18 protein-coding genes and 1 pseudogene are annotated in these 19,162 nt (G+C 72.1%); 9 read left to right on the forward strand and 10 right to left on the reverse strand.

Translation table 11 applies throughout. The features are described 5' to 3' along the window. The first annotated feature begins 128 nt into the window (after positions 1 to 128). From LHJ74_RS31475 to lgt, 8 genes are all read left to right on the forward strand, one after another. Positions 129 to 401 carry an HGxxPAAW family protein gene (locus LHJ74_RS31475; RefSeq protein WP_260221698.1) on the forward strand — a complete coding sequence of 91 codons (273 nt, stop codon included), beginning with the start codon at positions 129 to 131 and terminating at the stop codon, positions 399 to 401. 123 nt (positions 402 to 524) lie between these two features. Next, entirely contained in the window at positions 525 to 974 is a 450-nt protein-coding gene (locus LHJ74_RS31480; protein WP_375546876.1) for a DUF2752 domain-containing protein, read from the forward strand. A 124-nt stretch (positions 975 to 1,098) separates the two neighbouring features. Beyond that, complete coding sequence (trpC, locus tag LHJ74_RS31485) at positions 1,099 to 1,908, forward strand: indole-3-glycerol phosphate synthase TrpC (protein WP_260221699.1); 810 nt, start codon at positions 1,099 to 1,101, stop codon at positions 1,906 to 1,908. Positions 1,909 to 1,915: 7 nt separating this feature from the next. Then, the gene (gene trpM, locus LHJ74_RS34540; protein ID WP_375546877.1) at positions 1,916 to 2,170 is read left to right on the forward strand and encodes a tryptophan biosynthesis modulator TrpM; all 255 of its coding nucleotides are present in this window, start codon (positions 1,916 to 1,918) and stop codon (positions 2,168 to 2,170) included. A 457-nt stretch (positions 2,171 to 2,627) separates the two neighbouring features. Next, on the forward strand, positions 2,628 to 3,869 hold the full coding sequence (gene trpB, locus LHJ74_RS31490; protein WP_260221700.1) for a tryptophan synthase subunit beta: 1,242 nt from the start codon (positions 2,628 to 2,630) through the stop codon (positions 3,867 to 3,869). After that, complete coding sequence (trpA, locus tag LHJ74_RS31495) at positions 3,866 to 4,696, forward strand: tryptophan synthase subunit alpha (protein WP_260221701.1); 831 nt, start codon at positions 3,866 to 3,868, stop codon at positions 4,694 to 4,696. Before trpB ends, trpA begins: the two co-directional genes overlap by 4 nt. Positions 4,697 to 4,874: 178 nt before the next feature. After that, entirely contained in the window at positions 4,875 to 5,624 is a 750-nt protein-coding gene (locus LHJ74_RS31500) for a DsbA family protein (protein WP_260221702.1), read from the forward strand. Between the two features lie 96 nt (positions 5,625 to 5,720). Beyond that, the gene (lgt, locus tag LHJ74_RS31505) at positions 5,721 to 7,022 is read left to right on the forward strand and encodes a prolipoprotein diacylglyceryl transferase (RefSeq protein WP_260221703.1); all 1,302 of its coding nucleotides are present in this window, start codon (positions 5,721 to 5,723) and stop codon (positions 7,020 to 7,022) included. A 366-nt stretch (positions 7,023 to 7,388) separates the two neighbouring features. Here lgt and LHJ74_RS31510 read toward each other — a convergent pair whose 3' ends face one another. Next, positions 7,389 to 8,120 carry an alpha/beta fold hydrolase gene (locus tag LHJ74_RS31510; RefSeq protein ID WP_260221704.1) on the reverse strand — a complete coding sequence of 244 codons (732 nt, stop codon included), beginning with the start codon at positions 8,118 to 8,120 and terminating at the stop codon, positions 7,389 to 7,391. 63 nt (positions 8,121 to 8,183) lie between these two features. On the opposite strand from LHJ74_RS31510, the pseudogene LHJ74_RS34290 reads away from it, so the two are divergent. Continuing rightward, positions 8,184 to 8,430, forward strand: a pseudogene (locus LHJ74_RS34290) (IS630 family transposase); the annotation flags it as partial. A 317-nt stretch (positions 8,431 to 8,747) separates the two neighbouring features. On the opposite strand, the gene LHJ74_RS31515 reads toward LHJ74_RS34290, so the two are convergent. From LHJ74_RS31515 to LHJ74_RS31555, 9 genes are all read right to left on the reverse strand, one after another. Continuing rightward, positions 8,748 to 9,716, reverse strand: coding sequence for an HpcH/HpaI aldolase/citrate lyase family protein (locus LHJ74_RS31515; RefSeq protein ID WP_375546878.1), 969 nt, complete (start codon positions 9,714 to 9,716; stop codon positions 8,748 to 8,750). Beyond that, the gene (locus tag LHJ74_RS31520) at positions 9,614 to 10,876 is read right to left on the reverse strand and encodes a CaiB/BaiF CoA transferase family protein (protein WP_260221706.1); all 1,263 of its coding nucleotides are present in this window, start codon (positions 10,874 to 10,876) and stop codon (positions 9,614 to 9,616) included. The genes LHJ74_RS31515 and LHJ74_RS31520 overlap by 103 nt, the downstream gene beginning before the upstream one ends. A 22-nt stretch (positions 10,877 to 10,898) precedes the next feature. Continuing rightward, entirely contained in the window at positions 10,899 to 11,885 is a 987-nt protein-coding gene (locus tag LHJ74_RS31525; RefSeq protein WP_260221707.1) for a ribokinase, read from the reverse strand. After that, complete coding sequence (locus LHJ74_RS31530; protein WP_260221708.1) at positions 11,882 to 13,387, reverse strand: ADP-ribosylglycohydrolase family protein; 1,506 nt, start codon at positions 13,385 to 13,387, stop codon at positions 11,882 to 11,884. The genes LHJ74_RS31525 and LHJ74_RS31530 overlap by 4 nt, the downstream gene beginning before the upstream one ends. Further along, a complete protein-coding gene (locus tag LHJ74_RS31535; protein ID WP_260221709.1) occupies positions 13,384 to 14,526 on the reverse strand; it encodes an ADP-ribosylglycohydrolase family protein in 1,143 nt (380 codons plus the stop codon). The genes LHJ74_RS31530 and LHJ74_RS31535 overlap by 4 nt, the downstream gene beginning before the upstream one ends. Beyond that, positions 14,523 to 15,794 (reverse strand): ADP-ribosylglycohydrolase family protein, encoded by a 1,272-nt coding sequence (locus LHJ74_RS31540; protein ID WP_260221710.1) that lies wholly within the window; start codon positions 15,792 to 15,794, stop codon positions 14,523 to 14,525. The genes LHJ74_RS31535 and LHJ74_RS31540 overlap by 4 nt, the downstream gene beginning before the upstream one ends. Continuing rightward, the gene (locus LHJ74_RS31545) at positions 15,791 to 16,789 is read right to left on the reverse strand and encodes an ADP-ribosylglycohydrolase family protein (protein ID WP_260221711.1); all 999 of its coding nucleotides are present in this window, start codon (positions 16,787 to 16,789) and stop codon (positions 15,791 to 15,793) included. Before LHJ74_RS31545 ends, LHJ74_RS31540 begins: the two co-directional genes overlap by 4 nt. 249 nt (positions 16,790 to 17,038) lie before the next feature. Continuing rightward, positions 17,039 to 18,328 (reverse strand): ABC transporter substrate-binding protein, encoded by a 1,290-nt coding sequence (locus tag LHJ74_RS31550; protein ID WP_260221712.1) that lies wholly within the window; start codon positions 18,326 to 18,328, stop codon positions 17,039 to 17,041. Further along, the gene (locus LHJ74_RS31555; RefSeq protein WP_260221768.1) at positions 18,328 to 19,119 is read right to left on the reverse strand and encodes a carbohydrate ABC transporter permease; all 792 of its coding nucleotides are present in this window, start codon (positions 19,117 to 19,119) and stop codon (positions 18,328 to 18,330) included. Before LHJ74_RS31555 ends, LHJ74_RS31550 begins: the two co-directional genes overlap by 1 nt. Positions 19,120 to 19,162 lie beyond the last annotated feature (43 nt).

A 19,162-nucleotide genomic window follows, 5' to 3' on the forward strand; every position in this document is an offset into this window, starting at 1 on the left:
CGCCAGACCCGGGCCCGGTGTGAGCCTGATCTCCTGGAGCACCCCTGAGTCCGGAGTGGACCGGCGTCGGTGGAGAATGGCGGGACGGGCCCTGTACGCCCACGAAGTTGATCAACGAGGAGCACTCAATGGCGGGCAACAACCACGGACATTCGCTGGCCGCGTGGACGGGCGTCATCATCGCCGTCATCGGCTTCACAGTCGCCGGGATGTTCACGGTCATGGCCGAGCCGCTCGGAGTCCTGGCGGGTGGCGTCGTGATCGTGCTCAGCGGCCTGATCGGTCTGGCCATGCGGGCCGCGGGCATGGGAGTGCCGAGGGCGCAGACGCACGGCCAGGCCCAGGCGGAGAGCCAGACCCAGGCACAGGGGCAGGCTCAGGCGGCGCAGGCCCAGGCCTGAGGCGGCGGAAACCGGTGGCGGGCCCTCACGGGTCCGCCCTCAGCCGGTGACACGGTGGATGCCGGGTGACGCGGATGGGCCCTGAGCCGTGCGGCCGGAGCGTGCAGCGGGGAGGCTGAGAGCGTGACGGACGCGAAGGACACCATGCCCGCGGGCGGCCCGCCGCCCGCCCGTTCCGTGCTCGCCCGCCTCGCTGCCCCCGTCGGCGCGCTGGCGGCCGTCGGAGCCGCCTTCGCGGTTGTCGGCACCCTCGATCCCAATGAGCCGGGCCACTACCCGACCTGCCCGTTCCTCTATCTCACCGGCCTGGACTGTCCGGGCTGCGGCGGCCTGCGTACCGCCCACGCCGTCGCACACGGCGACCTGGGCACCGCCCTGAGCGTGAACGTTTTGGCGGTCGCCGCCTTCGTGGCCTTCGCCGTCTACTGGATCGTGTGGGTGCTGCGGGCGCTCCGGCACCGGCCCATGAACGGTCTGACGCTGCGACCGTCGTACTGGTGGCCGATCGGGGTACTGGTCCTCGGTTTCACTGTTGTCCGGAACCTGCCTTTCGGAGCGGCCCTGGCGTCATGATCACTTCCGGCGACCTGTCCGGATTGTGGTCGTTGACGTATCCGGATGCGGGTGCTCCGCTCCCCTCCGGATACCATCGAGGTACTTGACCACACAATTCCCCGCCACGAAGGGAGCCGCTCGCGTGAGTGTGCTCGACGAGATCATCGAAGGCGTCCGCGAAGACCTCGCCGAGCGGCAGGCGCGCGTCAGCCTCGACGACCTCAAGCAGCGCGCCGCGGCCGCTCCGCAGGCGAAGGACGCAGTCGCGGCCCTGAAGGCCGAAAGCGTCAAGGTCGTCTGCGAGGTCAAGCGCTCCAGCCCCTCCAAGGGCGCGCTCGCCGCCATCGCCGATCCGGCCGCCCTCGCGGCCGACTACGAGGCGGGCGGCGCCGCCGTCATCTCCGTCCTCACGGAGGGGCGCCGCTTCGGCGGCTCGCTCGCTGATCTGGAGGCCGTCCGCGCCAAGGTGGACATCCCCGTCCTCCGCAAGGACTTCATCGTCACCGCCTACCAGCTGTGGGAGGCGCGGGCATACGGCGCTGACCTGGCGCTGCTCATCGTCAGTGCGCTGGAGCAGGAAGCGCTGGTGTCCCTCATCGAGCGTGCTGAATCGATCGGCCTGACCCCGCTGGTGGAGGTGCACGACGAGGCAGAGGTCGAGCGCGCCGTGGACGCCGGAGCGAAGATCATTGGGGTGAACGCGCGCAATCTGAAGACTCTTGAGGTCGACCGGGGCAACTTCGAGCGGGTCGCGCCGGAGATCCCGGACCACATCGTCAAGATCGCGGAATCCGGCGTGCGGGGCCCGCACGATCTGATCGCCTACGCCAATGACGGCGCGGATGCCGTGCTGGTCGGCGAGTCCCTGGTCACCGGCAAGGACCCGCGTGCCGCCGTCGCCGACCTCGTCGCCGCCGGTGCGCATCCGGCGCTGCGGCACGGGCGGGGCTGACGTTCCGATGAGCGGGCGACACGTGTGCCGTGGGACGCGCGAGGCGCGTCGTACGGCGCGGGGCGGGCCCGGTGTCCCGCGTGCGGCGGCCGTGGCAGCGGTCCCCGGCCCGTACGCGGCGCTCCGGCGGGGCTGTCGCCCCCGCGGATGCCGCGCGCCCGCGCGTCGGGTGCACGGGCGCCGTGTCAGGTATCACATCGGCTGTGAGCCGGGGCAGATCAACGGGTGCCGATGGCGGGCCCCGGCGCGGTCCGCAGCCTGACGGTTTCTTCCCGTCCGCCCGCTTTGTCGCTGGCGCTCCGCCGTCTCGCGGCGGTGCTTTCCGCCGCGTTGCGGCGCTGACGCTGCGTTGAGCGTGGTGGTGGGGGCTCTGCTGCCGCCGTCCCCAGTCCGGCCTGGTTGCTCGCCGTTGCGGCGGAGAACTCCTCCGCCGTGGTGGCGCCGGAACCCATCGGTCGGCTGCCCGCCGGCTGGGCCTCAGCGCGCGCCTCCCCGCGAGGAGGCCGCACTCTGGCCGCGCTTGCACTCACAGCGAGCAGGGCCGTGGCACCGCACGTGCTGCCTGTGGCGGCGCAGCGCGTCACGCGGCACACGCCACGCGCGACGGAACGGCGCACCGCGCCGCCCGTGCCTGCCGACGTCCACGCCGTGAGTGTCAGCGGCCCCGGCGAGCCCGAACACGTTATCCCCATCAACCATCTTTCCGAGGAGTGTGTCGGATGTCCGACTTCTTCATTCCCGACCCCGAGAGCCAGATCCCCACGGCCGAGGGCTACTTCGGGATCTTCGGCGGCAAGTTCATCCCGGAGGCGCTCGTCGCCGCCGTGGACGAGGTCGCGGTCGAGTACGCCAAGGCGAAATCCGATCCGGCCTTCGCCACCGAGATGGAAGACCTGCTGGTCAACTACACCGGTCGCCCCAGCGCCCTGACCGAGGTGCCGCGGTTCGCGGAGCAGGCGGGCGGCGCGCGGATCTTCCTCAAGCGGGAGGACCTCAACCACACCGGCTCACACAAGATCAACAACGTGCTGGGCCAGGCACTGCTCACCCGCCGGATGGGGAAGACCCGCATCATCGCCGAGACCGGCGCCGGGCAGCACGGTGTCGCCACCGCCACCGCCTGCGCGCTGTTCGGTCTCGAATGCACCATCTACATGGGCGAGATCGACACCGAGCGGCAGGCACTCAACGTCGCCCGGATGCGGATGCTGGGAGCCGAGGTCATCCCCGTCGCCTCCGGCAGCCGCACCCTCAAGGACGCCATCAACGAGGCGTTCCGCGACTGGGTCGCCAACGTCGACCGTACGCACTACCTCTTCGGCACGGTCGCCGGTCCGCATCCCTTCCCGGCCATGGTCCGTGACTTCCACCGGGTCATCGGCGTGGAGGCACGGAGGCAGCTCCTGGAACGGGTGGGGCGGCTGCCGGACGCGGTCGCGGCCTGCGTCGGCGGCGGCTCCAACGCCATCGGCCTGTTCCACGCCTTCCTCCCGGACGAGGGCGTGCGCCTGCTCGGCTTCGAGGCCGCCGGCCACGGGGTCGCCTCCGGCGAGCACGCCGCCACGCTGACGGCGGGCGAGCCCGGCATCCTGCACGGTTCGCGCTCCTACGTGCTCCAGGACGACGAGGGGCAGATCACCGAGCCGTACTCGATCTCGGCAGGGCTGGACTATCCCGGCATCGGGCCGGAGCACTCCTATCTCAAGGACTCCGGTCGCGCCGAGTACCGGCCCGTCACGGACGACGAGGCCATGCGGGCCTTGCGCCTGCTGTCCCGCACAGAAGGCATCATCCCGGCGATCGAGAGCGCACACGCGTTGGCAGGGGCCCTGGATCTGGGCCGGGAGCTGGGCTCGGAGGGGCTGATTCTGGTCAATCTCTCCGGTCGCGGTGACAAGGACATGGACACGGCGGCCCGCTACTTCGGGCTCTATGACGAAGACGAGGGGACGGACAAGTGACCGCGAACGTCCACGGGAACGTCGAACTGCTGAACTCCACGCTGGCCAGGGCCAAGGACGAGAACCGGGCCGCGCTGATCGGCTACCTCCCCGCCGGGTTCCCGACGGTCGACGGCGGGATCCGGGCCTGCGCCGCCCTGTTCGAGGGCGGCTGCGACATCGTCGAGGTCGGCCTCCCGCACAGTGACCCGGTGCTGGACGGCCCGGTCATCCAGACCGCCGACGACATCGCCCTGCGCGGCGGTCTGCGGATCGCTGACGTCATCCGTACGGTGCGCGAGGCGCACGCGGCCTCGGGTGCGCCGGTGCTGTGCATGACGTACTGGAACCCCGTCGACCGCTACGGCGTCGAGCGCTTCGCCGCCGAACTGGCGGCGGCGGGCGGCGCGGGCTGCATCCTGCCCGACCTGCCGGTCGAGGAGGCCGGAGCCTGGCAGAAGGCAGCCGAGGAGCACGGGCTCGGCACGGTCTTCGTCGTCGCCCCGTCCAGCCGCGACGCACGGCTGGCGAAGATCACCGAAGCGGGCAGCGGATTCGTCTACGCGGCTTCCCTGATGGGTGTCACCGGCACACGGGAGTCCGTCGGGCAGGAGGCGCGGAAGCTGGTGGAGCGCACGCGAGCGACAACCGAGCTGCCCGTCTGTGTCGGCCTCGGTGTCTCCACCGCGGAGCAGGCGGCGGAGGTGGCGGCTTTCGCCGACGGGGTGATCGTCGGGTCCGCCTTCGTCAAGCGGCTGCTGGCGGCGCCGGACGACCTCGAGACGGGCCTCGCGGAGGTACGGGCGCTGGCGGGCGAGCTGGCGCGGGGCGTACGGCGCGACGGCTGAGCAAGAGGGCTCCTCGTGCCCGGACCGTGCCCGGACCGTGCCCGGACCGTGCCCGGACCGTGCCCGGACCGTGCCCGGACCGGGTCCGGAGTGGGCCGAAAGCAGAATCCTCCTTTCGGGGGAAAGCAGGGCCGGGGGCGCACGCAAGTGCGTCCCCGGTTCGTTTGCGCAAGGTGTGATGAGCGAGAAGAACCATGAGGGAAAGCGCACCGCCCGCGAGCGGCTGCGGGAGCAGCGTCGACGCGAAGAGGTGGCGGACAAACGCAACAGGGTGCTGAAGGTGGCGGGCGCCATGATCGCCGTGCTGGCGATCGCGGGTGTGGCCGGAGTTCTGGTCGCCAACCAGGGGGACGGAAGTGGCGGCGGAGGCGGCGACACGCCCCCAGCTGCGCCGATCACACAGGGCAAGGGCAAGGCCCCCGCCACGCTCACGATCTACGAGGACTTCCGCTGCCCGGCCTGCGGGCACTTCGAGGAGACCTTCCGGGACACGATCCATGCACTGGAGGAAGCCGGGCAGCTCAAGACCGAGTACCACATCGTCACGATCATCGACGGAAACATGGGCGGCAAGGGATCCACGAACGCGGCGAACGCCGCCGCATGCGCGCGTGACCAGGGCGAGTTCGGGCCGTACCACGATGCGCTGTTCACTAATCAGCCCTCGGAGCAGGACGACGCCTTCGCCGACCCGAAGCGGCTGATCGAGCTGGCCGGGAAGGTCAAGGGCCTGGACAACAAGGCCTTCCGTACGTGCGTGCGGGGGAACGAGCACGCAAAGTGGGTGGAGCGGTCCAACAACGCCTTCCAGGATTCCGGCCACGACTCGACCCCGACCGTCCTCCTCGACGGCAAGGACATCTACGCGGATCCGGACAATCAGCTGACACCGGAGAAACTGCGGAAGATGGTCGCAGAGCGGGCCTGACGGCTGGCTGGATCACGACGCGCGGTCTCGTTATGCAGCCGTTGTGCCGTGCGGTGTCCCGCAGCGGGGGCCGGGCACGGTAGCGTCGGGTGGGCTATGGACACCCTTGCCTTCATTCCCAGCCCCTCAGCCGGCGAGATCGATCTCGGTCCGGTGCCGCTGCGCGGCTACGCGCTCTGCATCATCATCGGCGTCTTCTTCGCCGTCTGGCTCGGCAACAGGCGCTGGGTCGCCCGTGGCGGCCAGCCTGGCACCGTCGCCGACGTCTCCGTCTGGGCGGTGCCGTTCGGACTGATCGGCGGCCGCCTGTACCACGTCATCACCGACTACCAGCTGTACTTCGGTGACGGACAGAACTGGGTCGACGCCTTCCGCGTGTGGGACGGCGGCCTCGGCATCTGGGGCGCCGTCGCGTTCGGTGCCGTCGGCGCCTGGATCGGCTGCCGCCGCCGGGGCATCCCGCTCCCGGCCTGGGCGGACGCCCTGGCGCCGGGCCTGGCCGCCGCGCAGGCGATCGGCCGCTGGGGAAACTGGTTCAACCAGGAGCTGTACGGGCGGGCGACGGACCTGCCGTGGGCGGTCAAGATCGACCCCGAGAACCGTCCCGTCGACTCCCCGGACCTGGCCACCTACCACCCGACCTTCCTCTACGAGTCGCTCTGGTGCATCGGGGCGGCGCTGCTGATCATCTGGGCGGACCGCCGGTTCAAACTGGGCCACGGGCGGGTGTTCGCGCTGTATGTGGCGATCTACACCGTAGGGCGCTTCTGGATCGAGTACCTCCGCATCGACGACGCGCACGAGGCGTGGGGGCTGCGGCTCAACAACTGGACGTCGATCGTGGTCTTCGCCGCCGCGGTGGCGTACATCGTGATCTCCCACAAGCGGCGGCCGGGGCGCGAGGAGGTCGTCGAACCCAGGGCTGACGGGTCCACCGGCACGGACTCCGGCGCCTCCGACGGAAAGGGCGATGCGGCCCCGGCCACGGGCGGTACCAAGACCACGGGCGGTACCAAGACCAAGTCTGGTAAGAAGACCAAGGGTGGGGACGAGGCCGAGGACGACGAGGCAACGGGCTCAGGACTCGCCGCTTCTCCCGGCACCTCCGCCTTCTTCGCCGGGGAGGCGGACACCTCCGGCGCGAAGAAGGACACCGCCGCCGACGCAGGTGACACCTCCGGCCGCGAGAGTGCGCCTGCCTCCGGTACGGGTAGGAAGAAGAAGGGAGCCACGGCCACCGAGGCTCCCGCCACCGAGGCTCCCGCCACCGAGGCTCCCGCCACCGACGCTGCCGGAGCATCCGCCGACGCTGACACTGGCACCGACAAGGCCAGCGACAGCGCCGAGGCATCGGCCGCCTCCGGCGGGGCCCGACAGGATTCCCCAAAGAAGGCCTGACCGGGCCCGCTCCACCACCCCACCTGCTCGCCCTGACGCCCACCCGCCGCACGGAGGTGGGCGTCAGGAGTGTCGCGAGGGCCTGTCCGGTGGCTTTCCAGGGCCCGCGACGCCACGGCGACACGAGCCACCGGTGCGCCGGGCGCACGCGCGCTGCGTTCTCGGAGGCACCCGAGCACGCCCAGCACGGCAGCGGTCCTCCGCCTTGCGAGCCGCCCCGGCCTGCGGCGGGGAGGCCCAGCACCAGCCTCCGGTCCCTGGCGGCCTGGGATGTGCCCCCTGCGGGCGGGTCCTCGGAGGTTCGCCGGACAGAGACTGGTGCCGCGTCGGGCGGGGTTTGACCGGTAGTGAGGCGCTCTGGTGCGCTCAGCTGCGAGCAGGTAGTTGCAGGGCGAAGCGGCGGACGGCATCGGTGAAGGCATCTGGATCGTCGAAGTTCGCGAGATGTCTCGCCCGCGGGATCAATTCGACGCGGGCGTGCGGATGCGCGTGGACGAAGTCCATCTCGCCGGACCGGAATACGGTGTCCTTCTCACCGTTCAGGATGAGCACGGGAGCCGCCACATGACGCATCGCATCCGCATCAAAGCGGCCCAGCACGTCGCCCCAGGCGGCCGGCAGAGTGTGGAAGGCGTAGCCGGAGCGGATGGTGGCGTCCACCACCTCGGGAGGGTAGAGCCGACGCAGCAGCCTGTCATTCCAGCGGGTCAACCGGTCCGCCGGTATACGAGGGACAAGCCCGGCGACCCACCGATACGGCGTTGCCCACGGACCACAAGTTGAGGCGCTGGCCCCCGCGAGGACCAACCCCCGCAGCCGCTCCGGGCAACGCCGCGCGAACTCCAGCGAGGCGTATCCGCCAAGCGAGTGCCCGACGACCAGAGCAGGCCCGCGGTCGAGCGAGTCCACCGCAGAAGCGATGATCTCCGTCGCCGCGTTCAGACTCCAGGGTTGCGCAGAGCGGGCGCCGTGGCCTGGCAGGTCAACGGCGGCTACCCGGAAGTCCTTTTGGAGCACGGCGAGCTGTGGGCTCCATTGTCCCGCGCTGAACCGCGTCCCGTGTACGAAGATGATGGGCGGTGCATCCGCAGCCGTCATACGTCCCCCAGATCCGCGCTCTCCTCGGGCCGACTCTACTGGCGGGCAGTCCCCGGCGCTGACACCTCCCGCGGCCCGGAATACGCGGCCAAGAAGGCCCGCTTCGAGCACCTCTAGCGCCGACGGCGAGGTCATCCCCGAGGAAGGCGAACTCGACGTCATCTCGTGCGTCGACGAGTTCGGCCCCCTCAACCTGATGCCGCACCCAGGCCGGCAGTGGGCCGAACGCGGAGGCAAGCACAAGCATCCCGAGTGTGAGCCTCGCCGGCGGCGCCGGGCGACCTACCACCGCTACGGCGGAGTGCGGCACCCGGGCGGGGCGAAACGTCGAGACGGCCTGCACCCCGACCAACAACTCCTGGCGCAACCGTCGCCATGGCAACCCTTGCCTGATGCGGCGCTGGGGCGTGTCTCTCGGATTGTCGCGGGCCCGCGACCGCCGCGGTGACACGAGCCGCTCGCGCGGCGTGCCGCGCCTCGCTGCGTTGTCGGGCCCGCCGCATACGCCCAGTATGAGGACGACCCTCCGCCTTGCGATCCGTCCGCTGCCTGCGGCGGGGAGACCCCGGCACCAGACGCCGCGGGCTGATCCGCGGCGATCCGAGAAACACGCCTACGGGACAGCCCCTAGCGGCCGCGGGCCAGCGCCAGCGCCAGCGTGCGCTGGGCGCCCGCGACGACCGCCGCGTCGACGAAGCGGCCGTCCGGCAGCGCGGTGGCTCCGGCGCCGCCGGACCCCGCACGTATGACCTCCTCGGCGGCCTCGACCTCCTGATCCGTGGGGAGGTATGCCCGCACGATGACGGGGAGCTGGCGGGGATGGATGGCGGTCCTGCCGAGGAAGCCCAGCGCCCGGCCGTGTGCGCAGGAGCGGGCCAGTCCTTCGGCGTCGCGCACATCCGGGTAGACGGACTGGGCGGGCGGTGCCAGACCCGCCGCGCGGGCCGCGACGACGGCCCGGCTGCGAGGCCACGCCAGCCCGGCCTCGCCGGTCACCCCCAGCACGGCCCGCAGATCGGCCTCGCCCAGCGCGATGCCACGCACGGCGGGGTGAGCGGTGGCGATGGTGAAGGCGTTCTCGATACCGAGGGCGGACTCCAGCAGGGCGTAGAGGGGCGGAACGCCGTCCGTACGGGAGGACGCGCCCGGGGCCTCCGCCGCCCACCGGGCCACCCGTACGACCGCCTCCGCCGTATCGACCTTGGGCAGTCGCAGCCCGGCCAGTCCGGGCAGGCCCGCGAGGGCCTGGGCGTCGGCCGCCGCGAGAGGGGTCTCCAGGGAGTTGATGCGCACATGCACGGGGACCGGGCCCGGTGCGGACTCCGCGAGCAGCTCGGCCGTCGCGCTCCGAGCGTACGCCTTGCGTTCGGGGGCTACGGCGTCCTCGAGGTCGACGACGACGATGTCGGCCCCGGAACCGAGCGCCTTGGTGACCACCTCAGGGCGGTCCCCGGGCACGTACAGCCAGGTCAGCGGCAGGGGCCCGGCGGCGTTCACGACGCACCGCCTTCCCGGAGACCGTCGATCTCCCCTCGGCTGAGGCCGAGTTCGGTGAGAATCGCCTCCGAGTCCGCACCGTGCCGACGGCCCGCCCATTTGATGGCCCCGGGGGTCTCGGAAAGACGGAAGAGGACGTTCTGCATCCGCAGTGTGCCCAGCTCGTCGTCCTCGACCTCGGTGATGGTGCCGAGCGCCCGGTACTGCTCGTCCGCCAGCACATCGCGGATGTCGTTGACGGGGGCGACCGCTGCCTCCGCCTTCTCGAACGCGGCCACCACCTCGTCGCGTTCGTGTGCCGCGATCCAGCCGCCGACCGCCTCGTCCAGCTCGTCGGCGTGCTGGGCGCGCCCGGCCCCGGTCGCGAACCACGGCTCCTCGATGAACTCCGGCCGCCCGACCAGACGCAGCACCCGCTCCGCTATGGACTGGGCGGAGGTGGAGACGGCCAGCCACTTGCCGTCGGCGGTGCGGTAGGTGTTGCGCGGCGCGTTGTTGGTGGACCGGTTGCCGGTACGGGGCTGCACATAGCCGAGCTGGTCGTACCAGAGCGACTGTGGGCCCAGCACGGCAAGCATCGGCTCGATGATCGCCATGTCGATGATCTGACCCCGGCCGGTCGCCTCCCGCCCGTGCAGCGCGGTCATCACGGCGAACGCGGTGGAGAGCGCCGCGATCGAGTCGGCGAGTCCGAAGGGCGGCAGCGTCGGCGGCCCGTCCGGCTCGCCGGTGGCGGCGGCGAAACCGCTCATCGCCTCGGCCAGCGTGCCGAATCCGGGGCGGCGGGCATACGGACCGAACTGCCCGAATCCGGTGACCCGCGCCAGCACCAGCCCGGGGTTCGCGGCCGAGAGGTGGTCCCAGCCCAGATCCCACTTCTCCAGAGTGCCGGGACGGAAGTTCTCGATGACGACATCGGACTCCGCGACCAGCCGCAGCAGCACGTCGCGACCGCCCGGCGTGGACAGGTCGAGGGTCAGCGTGCGCTTGTTCCGCCCCAGCAGCTTCCACCACAGGCCGACGCCGTCTTTCGCGGGGCCGTGGCCACGGGACGGGTCGGGCTTGCGCGGGTGCTCGACCTTGATCACGTCGGCGCCGAAGTCACCGAGCATGGTGGCGGCGAGGGGACCGGCGAAGAGGGTCGCGAGGTCGAGCACCCGCAGGCCGTCGAGCGAGCCGGGCGTGCCGGTCGGGCGAGTCGGAGTTGGCGAGTTGGCGGGAGTGGCGGAGACGGGGGCTGCGTCGTGAGAGTCGTTCATCAGAGCATCCGGCTTTCCTGGATCAGCTTCCTGGGTTCAGCTTTTTCCGGCGGCTTCCGTGCCCGGACCCTGTCAAAGGCCCGGACCCTGTCAGAGGCCCGGACCGCGCCAAGGCGTCGATCTCGGCGCGGTACGGCATCGACGCGGAGGCACCCTCGCGCTGGACGGAGAGCGCGGAGGCCGCCGAGGCCCAGGCCATCGCCTCGGGCATGGCACAGCCCTCGCCCGAGGCCACGGCGAGCGCACCGACGAAGGTGTCCCCGGCGGCGGTGGTGTCCGAAGCCCGCACCTGCCGAGCGGGGACCACGACGGGCGGCGCACCGCGCACGGCGTACAGGCTGCCCGCCGCGCCCAGCGTGACGACCACCTCGGGGACGAGTGTGAGCAGCTCCGCCGCCGCCTCGTGCGGGTCGTCTCTGCCGGTGAGTGCGGCGGCCTCATGCTCGTTGGGGACCAGCAGGTCGGTCAGGCTGAGGAGCTCGGGCGGCAGTGGCTGGGCGGGGGCGGGGGTCAAGATGACCCGCACGCCGTGCCGCCGGGCCGCCCGCGCCCCTGCGAGCACGCCCGCGAGCGGGATCTCCAGTTGGAGGAGGAGTGCCCCGGCCGCCGCGATGCGGTCCTCGTCGCCGTCGGCGAGGCCGGTGACGGTGCCGTTGGCTCCCGGGACGACGATGATCGAGTTGCCGCCTTCGTCGTCGACGACGATGTGCGCGATGCCGCTGGCGCCGGGCGCCGTACGCAGACCGTCCGTGTGCACGCCCGCCTCGGTCAGGGCGACGCGGAGCCGCGCGCCGAGGTCGTCCGCTCCGACGGCGCCGATCATCGAGACCGCGCCGCCCGCACGGGCCGCGGCGACGGCCTGGTTGGCTCCCTTGCCGCCGGGCACCGTACGGAACGCGCTGCCGGTGACGGTCTCGCCGCGTCGCGGTGCGGTCGGGACGTAGGCGACCAGGTCCATGTTGGTGCTGCCCAGCACGGCGAGGGCGGGGGAGCCTGGGGGAGGGGTCATGGTGCGGAGTTCTCCTGTCCGTCCGTACGGGGCTGATGGGGGCCGGGGGAAGGCGGCTGCACGGCCGGGGGCCGCACGGCCAGCGTGGCCGTCCGCTCCGCGAGCGCGTCGAAGCCGATGCCGTCGAATCCGCCGACGGCCGTGGCGAGCCGGTTCCTGAGCGGCTCCGTCCAGCGGGCCGGCAGGGCGCAGGCCGAACCCGCCAGCAGGCCCGCGATCGAACCGGCGGTCGCTCCGTTGGAGTCGGTGTCCCAGCCGCCGGAGACGGCTCGGCAGATGGAACCCGTGAAGTCGCCGTCGGCGTGGGTGAGCGCGGCGGTCAGCAGCGCGGCGTTCGGCAGGACATGCACCCAGTGGTGCCGGCCGTAGGCCTCGTGCAGGGTGTCGACGACGTCGGCGAAACCTGCGGCGCTGCCGGTGGGTTCCGCGCGTGCCGCCGCCATGCCGAAGCGGACGGCTCGCGCGAACCGCGAGTGCTCCGGGACGACGTCGAGGCCCGCACGCAGGCAGGCGTGCACGTCCGCCGTCCCGCCCGTGGCCTCAGCGACGACGGCGGCAACGAACATCGCGCCGTACACGCCGTTGCCGGTGTGGCTCAACGTGGCGTCCCGCCAGGCTTGCCGGGCGGCGCCAGCCGGGTCGCCGGGGTGGGTCCAGCCGAAGACGTCGGCGCGGATCTGCGCACCGATCCACTCCCGGAAGGGGTTGTGGCGGCTCGCGGTAAGCGGTGGCTCCAGCCCGTCGAGAAGGTTGCGGTACGTGACGCGCTCAGCCGTGAACGTACGGCCTGCCGGAAGTTCGTCCAGCCACAGCTTCGCGACGTCGGCGGTGTGGAAATCATGGCCGTGGCGCTGGAGCAGCAGCAGGCCGAGCAGCGGGTAGTTGAGATCGTCGTCCTCGGGTGCGCCGTCGATGTTCTCGGCCAGCGAGGTGGGGCCGCTGCGGCGGTTCCAGGGCCACCGACCGGCGATCTCGGCGGGCAGCCCCACCTCGGTGAACCAGCTGTCCAGCGGCCAGTTGCCGGTGGCACGGGCGATCTCCCTGATCCCGGCGAGCGGCAGTTTCTCGACGGGCTTGCCGAGCACACACCCGGCGGCCCGGCCCAGCCATGCGGCCTCCAGCCGCACCCGCAACTGCACTGCGCCGCCCAGGCTCCAGGCGTCCGACGTGCTCGCGGCAGCAGTCGGGCGGGGCCGTGCGGGCCAGGCCGCCTCGATGGACGTGAGGTCGGTCGGCTCGCGCGCGGCCAGCGGAGAGGGCAGCAGTGCCAGCTCGTCCAGCAGCGTGGTGGCAAGAGCACGCAGCTCCGGCGCCGCCGGGCCGGGGGACGCCCCGGCACGCTCCGGCGCGAGAGCGCCGCCGGCGGCCAGCCACCGCTGCTGAATCGCCGCGGCATCGCGGCCGTCCTCATCCGCTTGGCGCAGCTCGTGGCCGACCAAGTCCTCCGGCTGCACCCAGGTCAGGCGAAGCGCGGGCGAGGTGCCCGCCGTGCGGGCCGTCACGCGCCCGCGAGGGCGCCGAAGGCGCGCTCGTGTGCGCGGCGGCGCCGCACGTCGTGGGCGAAGATCTCGCGGGCGACCCCCGCCAGCGCCGTCGCCGGGGCGTGCAGGTCGAGCCTGCTGGCGCGGGCCACCTCCGCGCTCCATTCCGCCGGAACGGCGCGCTCACCGTACAGCGCGCCGACGATCGCCCCGCTCATCGTGGCGATGGAATCGCAGTCGCGGCCGTAGTTGACCGAACCGAGGACCGTGTGGCGGTAGTCGCCGTCCCCGATCAGCAGCATGCCCAGGGCGACCGGGAGCTCCTCGATCGCGTGCAGCCGGGAGGGCCGCCGGGCGCCGAGCGAGGGCTGCCGGTACTCCGGGCCCACCGTGTCGAACGGGGCGACCGCCGCGCGCAGCGGCTTGAGCGCCGTCTCGAAGTCCGAGTATCCGGCCGCCGCCTCGCACACCGCCTCGATCGCGTCCCGCGTGCCGTCCTTGGCCAGCGGCAGGATCTCGTCGACGACCGACCGGGGGGTGGCATCCGGTGCGCAGGCCGCCGCGACGGCCGCCGCGAAGACGCCCGCGGCCTCTCGCCCGTACGAGGACTGGTGGGCCCCGGCCACGTCCAGCGCCTCGGCGTAGGCGGCTGCCGGATTACCGGCGTTGACGGCCCCCACCGGGGCCATGTACATCGCCGCACCGCAGTTGACGATGTTGCCCACGCCCGCCTCGCGCGGGTCGACATGGCCGTAGTGCAGTCGCGCCACGATCCACTTCTCGGCGAGGAAGAGCCGCTGCAGGGGCAGCGCTTCGGCCTCCAGTTCGGGAATCCAGCGGGGTGTGCCGATCAGGTCGGGCACCAGATGATCGGCGACGGAGTACGCGTCGAGGTGGTCGCGGACCCGCTCGTACACCCGGACGAGGGCGTGGGTCATCAAGGTGTCGTCGGTGACGTGCCCGTCGCCCTTGTGGTACGGGGCGATCGGCCGCGCCGTCCGCCACTCCTCGTAGAAGGGGCCGACGATGCCCTGCACCCGGCCGCCGTGGCGGTCGGCGATCTGCTCCGGCGTCCAGCCCTCGACCGGTCCGCCGAGCGCGTCGCCGACAGCGGCACCGACCAGGCAGCCGGTCGTACGGTCCTCCAGGGTGAGCGTCATGTGCGGGTCAGTCCTTCCACCGAAGTGTGCTCGGATGTGTCTTCTGGCGTTGTCAGTTCCGAACGGACGAGCATTCCGGCGAGCTCCACCAGATCCGTCCCGGCCAGCCGGGGGAGCGCGCAGCCGGACAGCGAACGGCAGGCCGCGCGCCAACTGTCGGGGAGGTCGAGGGCGCCACCGATCGCGCCGGTCAGCGCGCCCGCCAGAGCGGGGGCACTGTCGGCCACCCGCGAGAGGCAGGCCGCCGCGGGAACCGCCTCGGCGATCCGGCCGCCGCCCGCGAGGGCCACGGCGAGCGCGACGGGCACGGTCTCGGCCGCCGCGATGCCGTAGCTGTAGATGTGGTCGACGATCTGGTGCTCCAGCACGGGTACGAGAGCGAAGGCGTTGCCGGGCTGCCCCGGGCAGTCGGCGACGGCCTTCCGGGCGAGGTTCACCGCCTGCTGGGCGTTGCGGTGGATTTCGGTGTGCGGGGGAAGCTGGGTGAGCGCCGCCGCCACACAGGTCCCGACGTCGGCCCCGCCGAGCGCCGTGGCGATGGCGGCGGCCATGGCACGGGCGCCGTGCACGCCGTCGCCGTCCTGGGTGTAGTGCGCGTCGTACGCGGCGAGTTCGGCGGCGGAGTCCGGGTCGCCCGGGTGCACGATGGCCAGCACCGTCGCCCGTACGCAGGCCGCGTCGTCGAAGAAGTGCGGGTTGTCGTGGCCGGTGGCGGGCGGACGCAGGCCCGCCGCGAGATTGCCCAGCCCCGCCCGTACGGAGATGCGGGCGCGCAGCGGCAGCACCGCCGACTCCACCTCCGGAGCCCGCTGGGCTGCTGCGGCGACCTCGCTGGCCAGGGTGTTCCAGGCGAGGTCGACCGCGGCCCGCGTCCGCCGGTCCCGGCCGAAGTCGCTGAGCAGGGCGCCCGCGGCGGTGAGGACCGACTCGGCGGTGAAGGCCGCCCACTCGGCGTCGTCGGAGGGGCCCAAACGCAGTGGCTCGGGCGGCTGGTTGAGGGCGGTGGGCACGGGCAGGGTGGTGGTGGCGTTCTGCTCGGCGAAGGTGTCGAGTTCGCGGGTGAGCCGGCGGGTCCACTCCGGCATCCGGGAGGCGCGATGCCGTGCGGCGGGCCAGCCGGCGGCGTCTCCGGCGGCGAGACCGAGGAGCAGCCCCTCGATCCGGTGTGGCGCCGGGCCGGTGTACGGCTGGCCGCCCCGGGCTTCGGATGCCGCGCCGGGCCGGCTGTCGGGCGGGGAGCCGGGTGCGGGGGAGTCAGGGGGTTTCATGAGACCGCCGGTCCGTGTGAGGCCGTCGCCGTGTCCGGCGCGGGTGCCGAGGGGGTGAGCAGGTCGGCGATGTCCAGGACGTGATAGCCCGCCATCGAGGGCAGACAGCTGCCGCGCACCGGCCCGATCGCCGCGGCCCATTCGTCGGGTACGGCCGCCGCACCGCCGAGCGCGCCTGCCAGCGCACCCGCGACGGCTGCCGTCGTGTCGGCGTCCCGCCCCATGTTGACCGCCGTCAGCACGGAGGTGGTGAAGTCGCCCCGGGCTGCGGCGAAGGCGCCGAAGGCGAGGCCGACGGCCTCGGGGGCGAGATCCATCCAGGGGTAGCCGCCGATGATCACCGCGGAGCGAACGGTGCGTTCGGTGGTGAGCTTCGTACCGTCCGGGTCCAGCAGGGAGCGCTGGGCGGCGGAGACGGCGCGGCGCAGCGAGCGCGCCGTCCAGGAGTCCTCCGGCACGACGGAGAGGGCGGCGGCGATCACCGTGTCCGTGCCGCTGCCGACCATGGCGGCGGCGACTCCGGCCGCGACGGCCTGTCCGCCGTAGATGCCCTCGCCGTCGTGGCTGACGGTGCCGTCCACCTCGACGAGGCGGGCCGCTTCGGCGGGCCGCCCCGCGCAGTAGATGCCGAACGGGGCGGCGCGCATGGCCAGTCCGTCGCTCCAGGCGTGCCGGTGCTGGGCGGAGATGGGGGCGGCGAGTCCTCGGCGCAGATTCTCCAGGGTGCCGCGCTCGCTGAACCCGGCTCCGCGGAAGGGGCCCTCGTCGAGGTTGGCGATCCACTGGTGCCAGGCCTCCTCGACATGGGAGACGGTGAGAGCCGAGCCGTGCTCGGCGAGCAGCAGCCCGGAGAAGATCGCGTACTCGGTGTCGTCCGTGCCCGCCGGGTCGTCGTCGACGAAGCCCTCGATACGGCCCCACCGCTGGCGGATCTGGGACGGCTTCATGTTCTCGGCGGGGGCGCCCAGGGCGTCGCCGACGGCGAGCCCGAGCATCCCCCCACGGCCCCGGCCGCGCAGTGGGGTTGTGCCTTCCGGGACGACGGCCGTCGCCCGGCCATGGCCCGCGCTGTTTTCGGGGCCCGGTGGCCGGACCGGACGGAGCCGGCGCCGGGGCACCGGTACGGACCCGGAGGAGGTGGATGCGTGGACTGCGCTCATGGTGCGTGCCGTTCTGTGCGTCGTGCGTCGTGCGTGGTGCGTCGTGCGGTTCAGCGGGCGCGGGCGTCCGACGCGCGGAGTCCGTCAGCGCTGGTACCGCGCGAGAATGCGGTTGCCGTCGTCGACGAGCTTGTCGCGGAGGGATCTGAGGCCGATGCTGCCGCTGTAGTACTCCTGGAAGGCGGGAGTGGCGATCTTGTCCTTCCACTCGGGGTAGCCGCGTACCCCGAGGACGGGAGAGGCCCGCAAGTCCTCGGAGACCCGCACGCCCGTACTCCAGCCGAGCTTGTCGGTGTTCAGCGCCTGGTCCCGCAGGGCCTCTTCGCCCGTCGGCACCAGCCAGTCCGCTCTGGCGAGCCGGGCCATCCGGTCCGGGGCGGTGAGGAAGGCGATGAAGGCCATCGCGGTCTTCTTGCGTGAGGTGTCCTGTGCGATGGACAGGGTCTGCGGGCTGACGCCCTGGACTCGTCCCTCCTCCGCCCCGCCCGTGGCGGCGGGCAGCGGCAGGGTCACCCACTCGAAGCCGTCCGGTGCCTGCTGCTGGACCTGCTGCCGGTAGGAGAAGTTGAGCGGCACCATGGCGTACCGGCCGCTGAAGAAGCCGGGGAGGGTGTCGCCGCCGGCCATGCCGAGACTGCCTGCCGCCGCCGTACGATCCTTGTTGACCTGGCGGTGGATGAGTTCGGCGATGCGGGATTCGGGCTCGTCGAAGCGGATGACGTTCTTGCCGCCTTCGCGCTGGAATATCGAGCCGCCGGTGGACATGGCGAGGTTGACCGACTGGTTCACCGGCTCCTTCATGGACCAGGCGACGCCGTAGTCGCGCCCGCGGGTCAGCTCCTTGGCGGCCTCCTCGAACTCGGCCCAGCTCCACGGCTTCTCAGCGGTCGGGATGCGCACCCGGGAGCGCTCCAGCAGCTTGCGGTTGGCGATCAGCACCCGGGGGTCCTGGAGGAAGGGCACGCCGTAGACGCCCCCGGCCTGGGTCACCATGTCCCAGGTGCTCTTCGGGATCTGCCGCTTCAGGCTGCCGGGCAGCAGCCCGCTCAGGTCGGCGAGGTAGCCGCCGTGCGCGAAGTCGGTGAGGTCGTTGGCCTCGTCGTGGATGATGTCGGGCGCCTCGCCGCCCTCGAAGGAGGTCAGCAGCTGGTCGTGGACGCTCTCCCAGGACCCCTGGACATAGCGGACCCGGGAGCGCGGGTGCCGTGAGTTCCACTCGGCCACGAGAGCCTTGTTGGCCTTGATGGACTCCTGCTGCCAGGCCAGGCTGAGGAAATCGAGGGTGCCGTCGTCGGAGTCGTCGGCACAGCCGCTGAGGAGGGTGGCGGCGGGCGCGGCGGCCACGGCCGCGCCGAGGAAGTTGCGGCGGCGCATCAGCCCTTCACCGCCCCGCTCACCATGCCGCTGACCAGCCGTCGCTGGAGCAGTGCGAAGAACACCAGGCTGGGGAGGGTCGCCAGGACGGCGGCCGCGGCGAGCGGCCCCAGGTCGGCGGCGCCCTCGGCGCCGAGGAAGTGAGTGAGGATCACGGACATCGTCTGCTTCTCCGGGGACTTGAGCAGGACCAGGGCGAAGAAGAACTCGTTCCACGCGGTGACGAAGGAGAACATCACGGTGGCGACCAGCCCCGGGGTGAGCAGTGGGAAGACCACGCTGACCAGCGTCCGGAAGCGGCTGCAGCCGTCGATCGCGGCGGCCTCCTCCAGGGAGCGGGGCACTGCCCGCACATAGCCCTGGAGCATCCACAGCGCGAAGGGGAGGTTCCATACGACATAGACGAGAATCAGCCCGAAGAGCGAGTTGATCAGTTCGAGGTTCTTCAGCACCAGGAACAGCGGGATGATCACCAGGACGAACGGGAACATCTGGCTGACCAGGATCCAGCCTGTCGCCGCCTTGCTGACCGGCGAGCGGTACCGGACCATCGCGTACGCCGCGGGCACCGCGATCAGCACGGATATCGCCGCGGCGGTGACCGCCACGATGAGGCTGTTGAGTGCCGAGCGGAGCAGTGGCTGCTGGTCGAAGGCGTCCCGGAAGTTGTCCAGCGAGGGGTGCTGGGGGAGCCAGCTGGGGTCGACGGAACCGAGCTCCTGCGGCGCCTTGAAGGCCGTGGAGATGAGCCAGAACAGCGGGAAGGCCAGGAAGACCAAGTAGCAGATCAGGGCGAGGTACTGGCCCGCGCGTCCGAGCCGGTGCCTCGGCGAC

Origin of the sequence: Streptomyces gossypii (assembly GCF_025165795.1) — a bacterium.
GTDB lineage: Bacteria > Actinomycetota > Actinomycetes > Streptomycetales > Streptomycetaceae > Streptomyces > Streptomyces gossypii.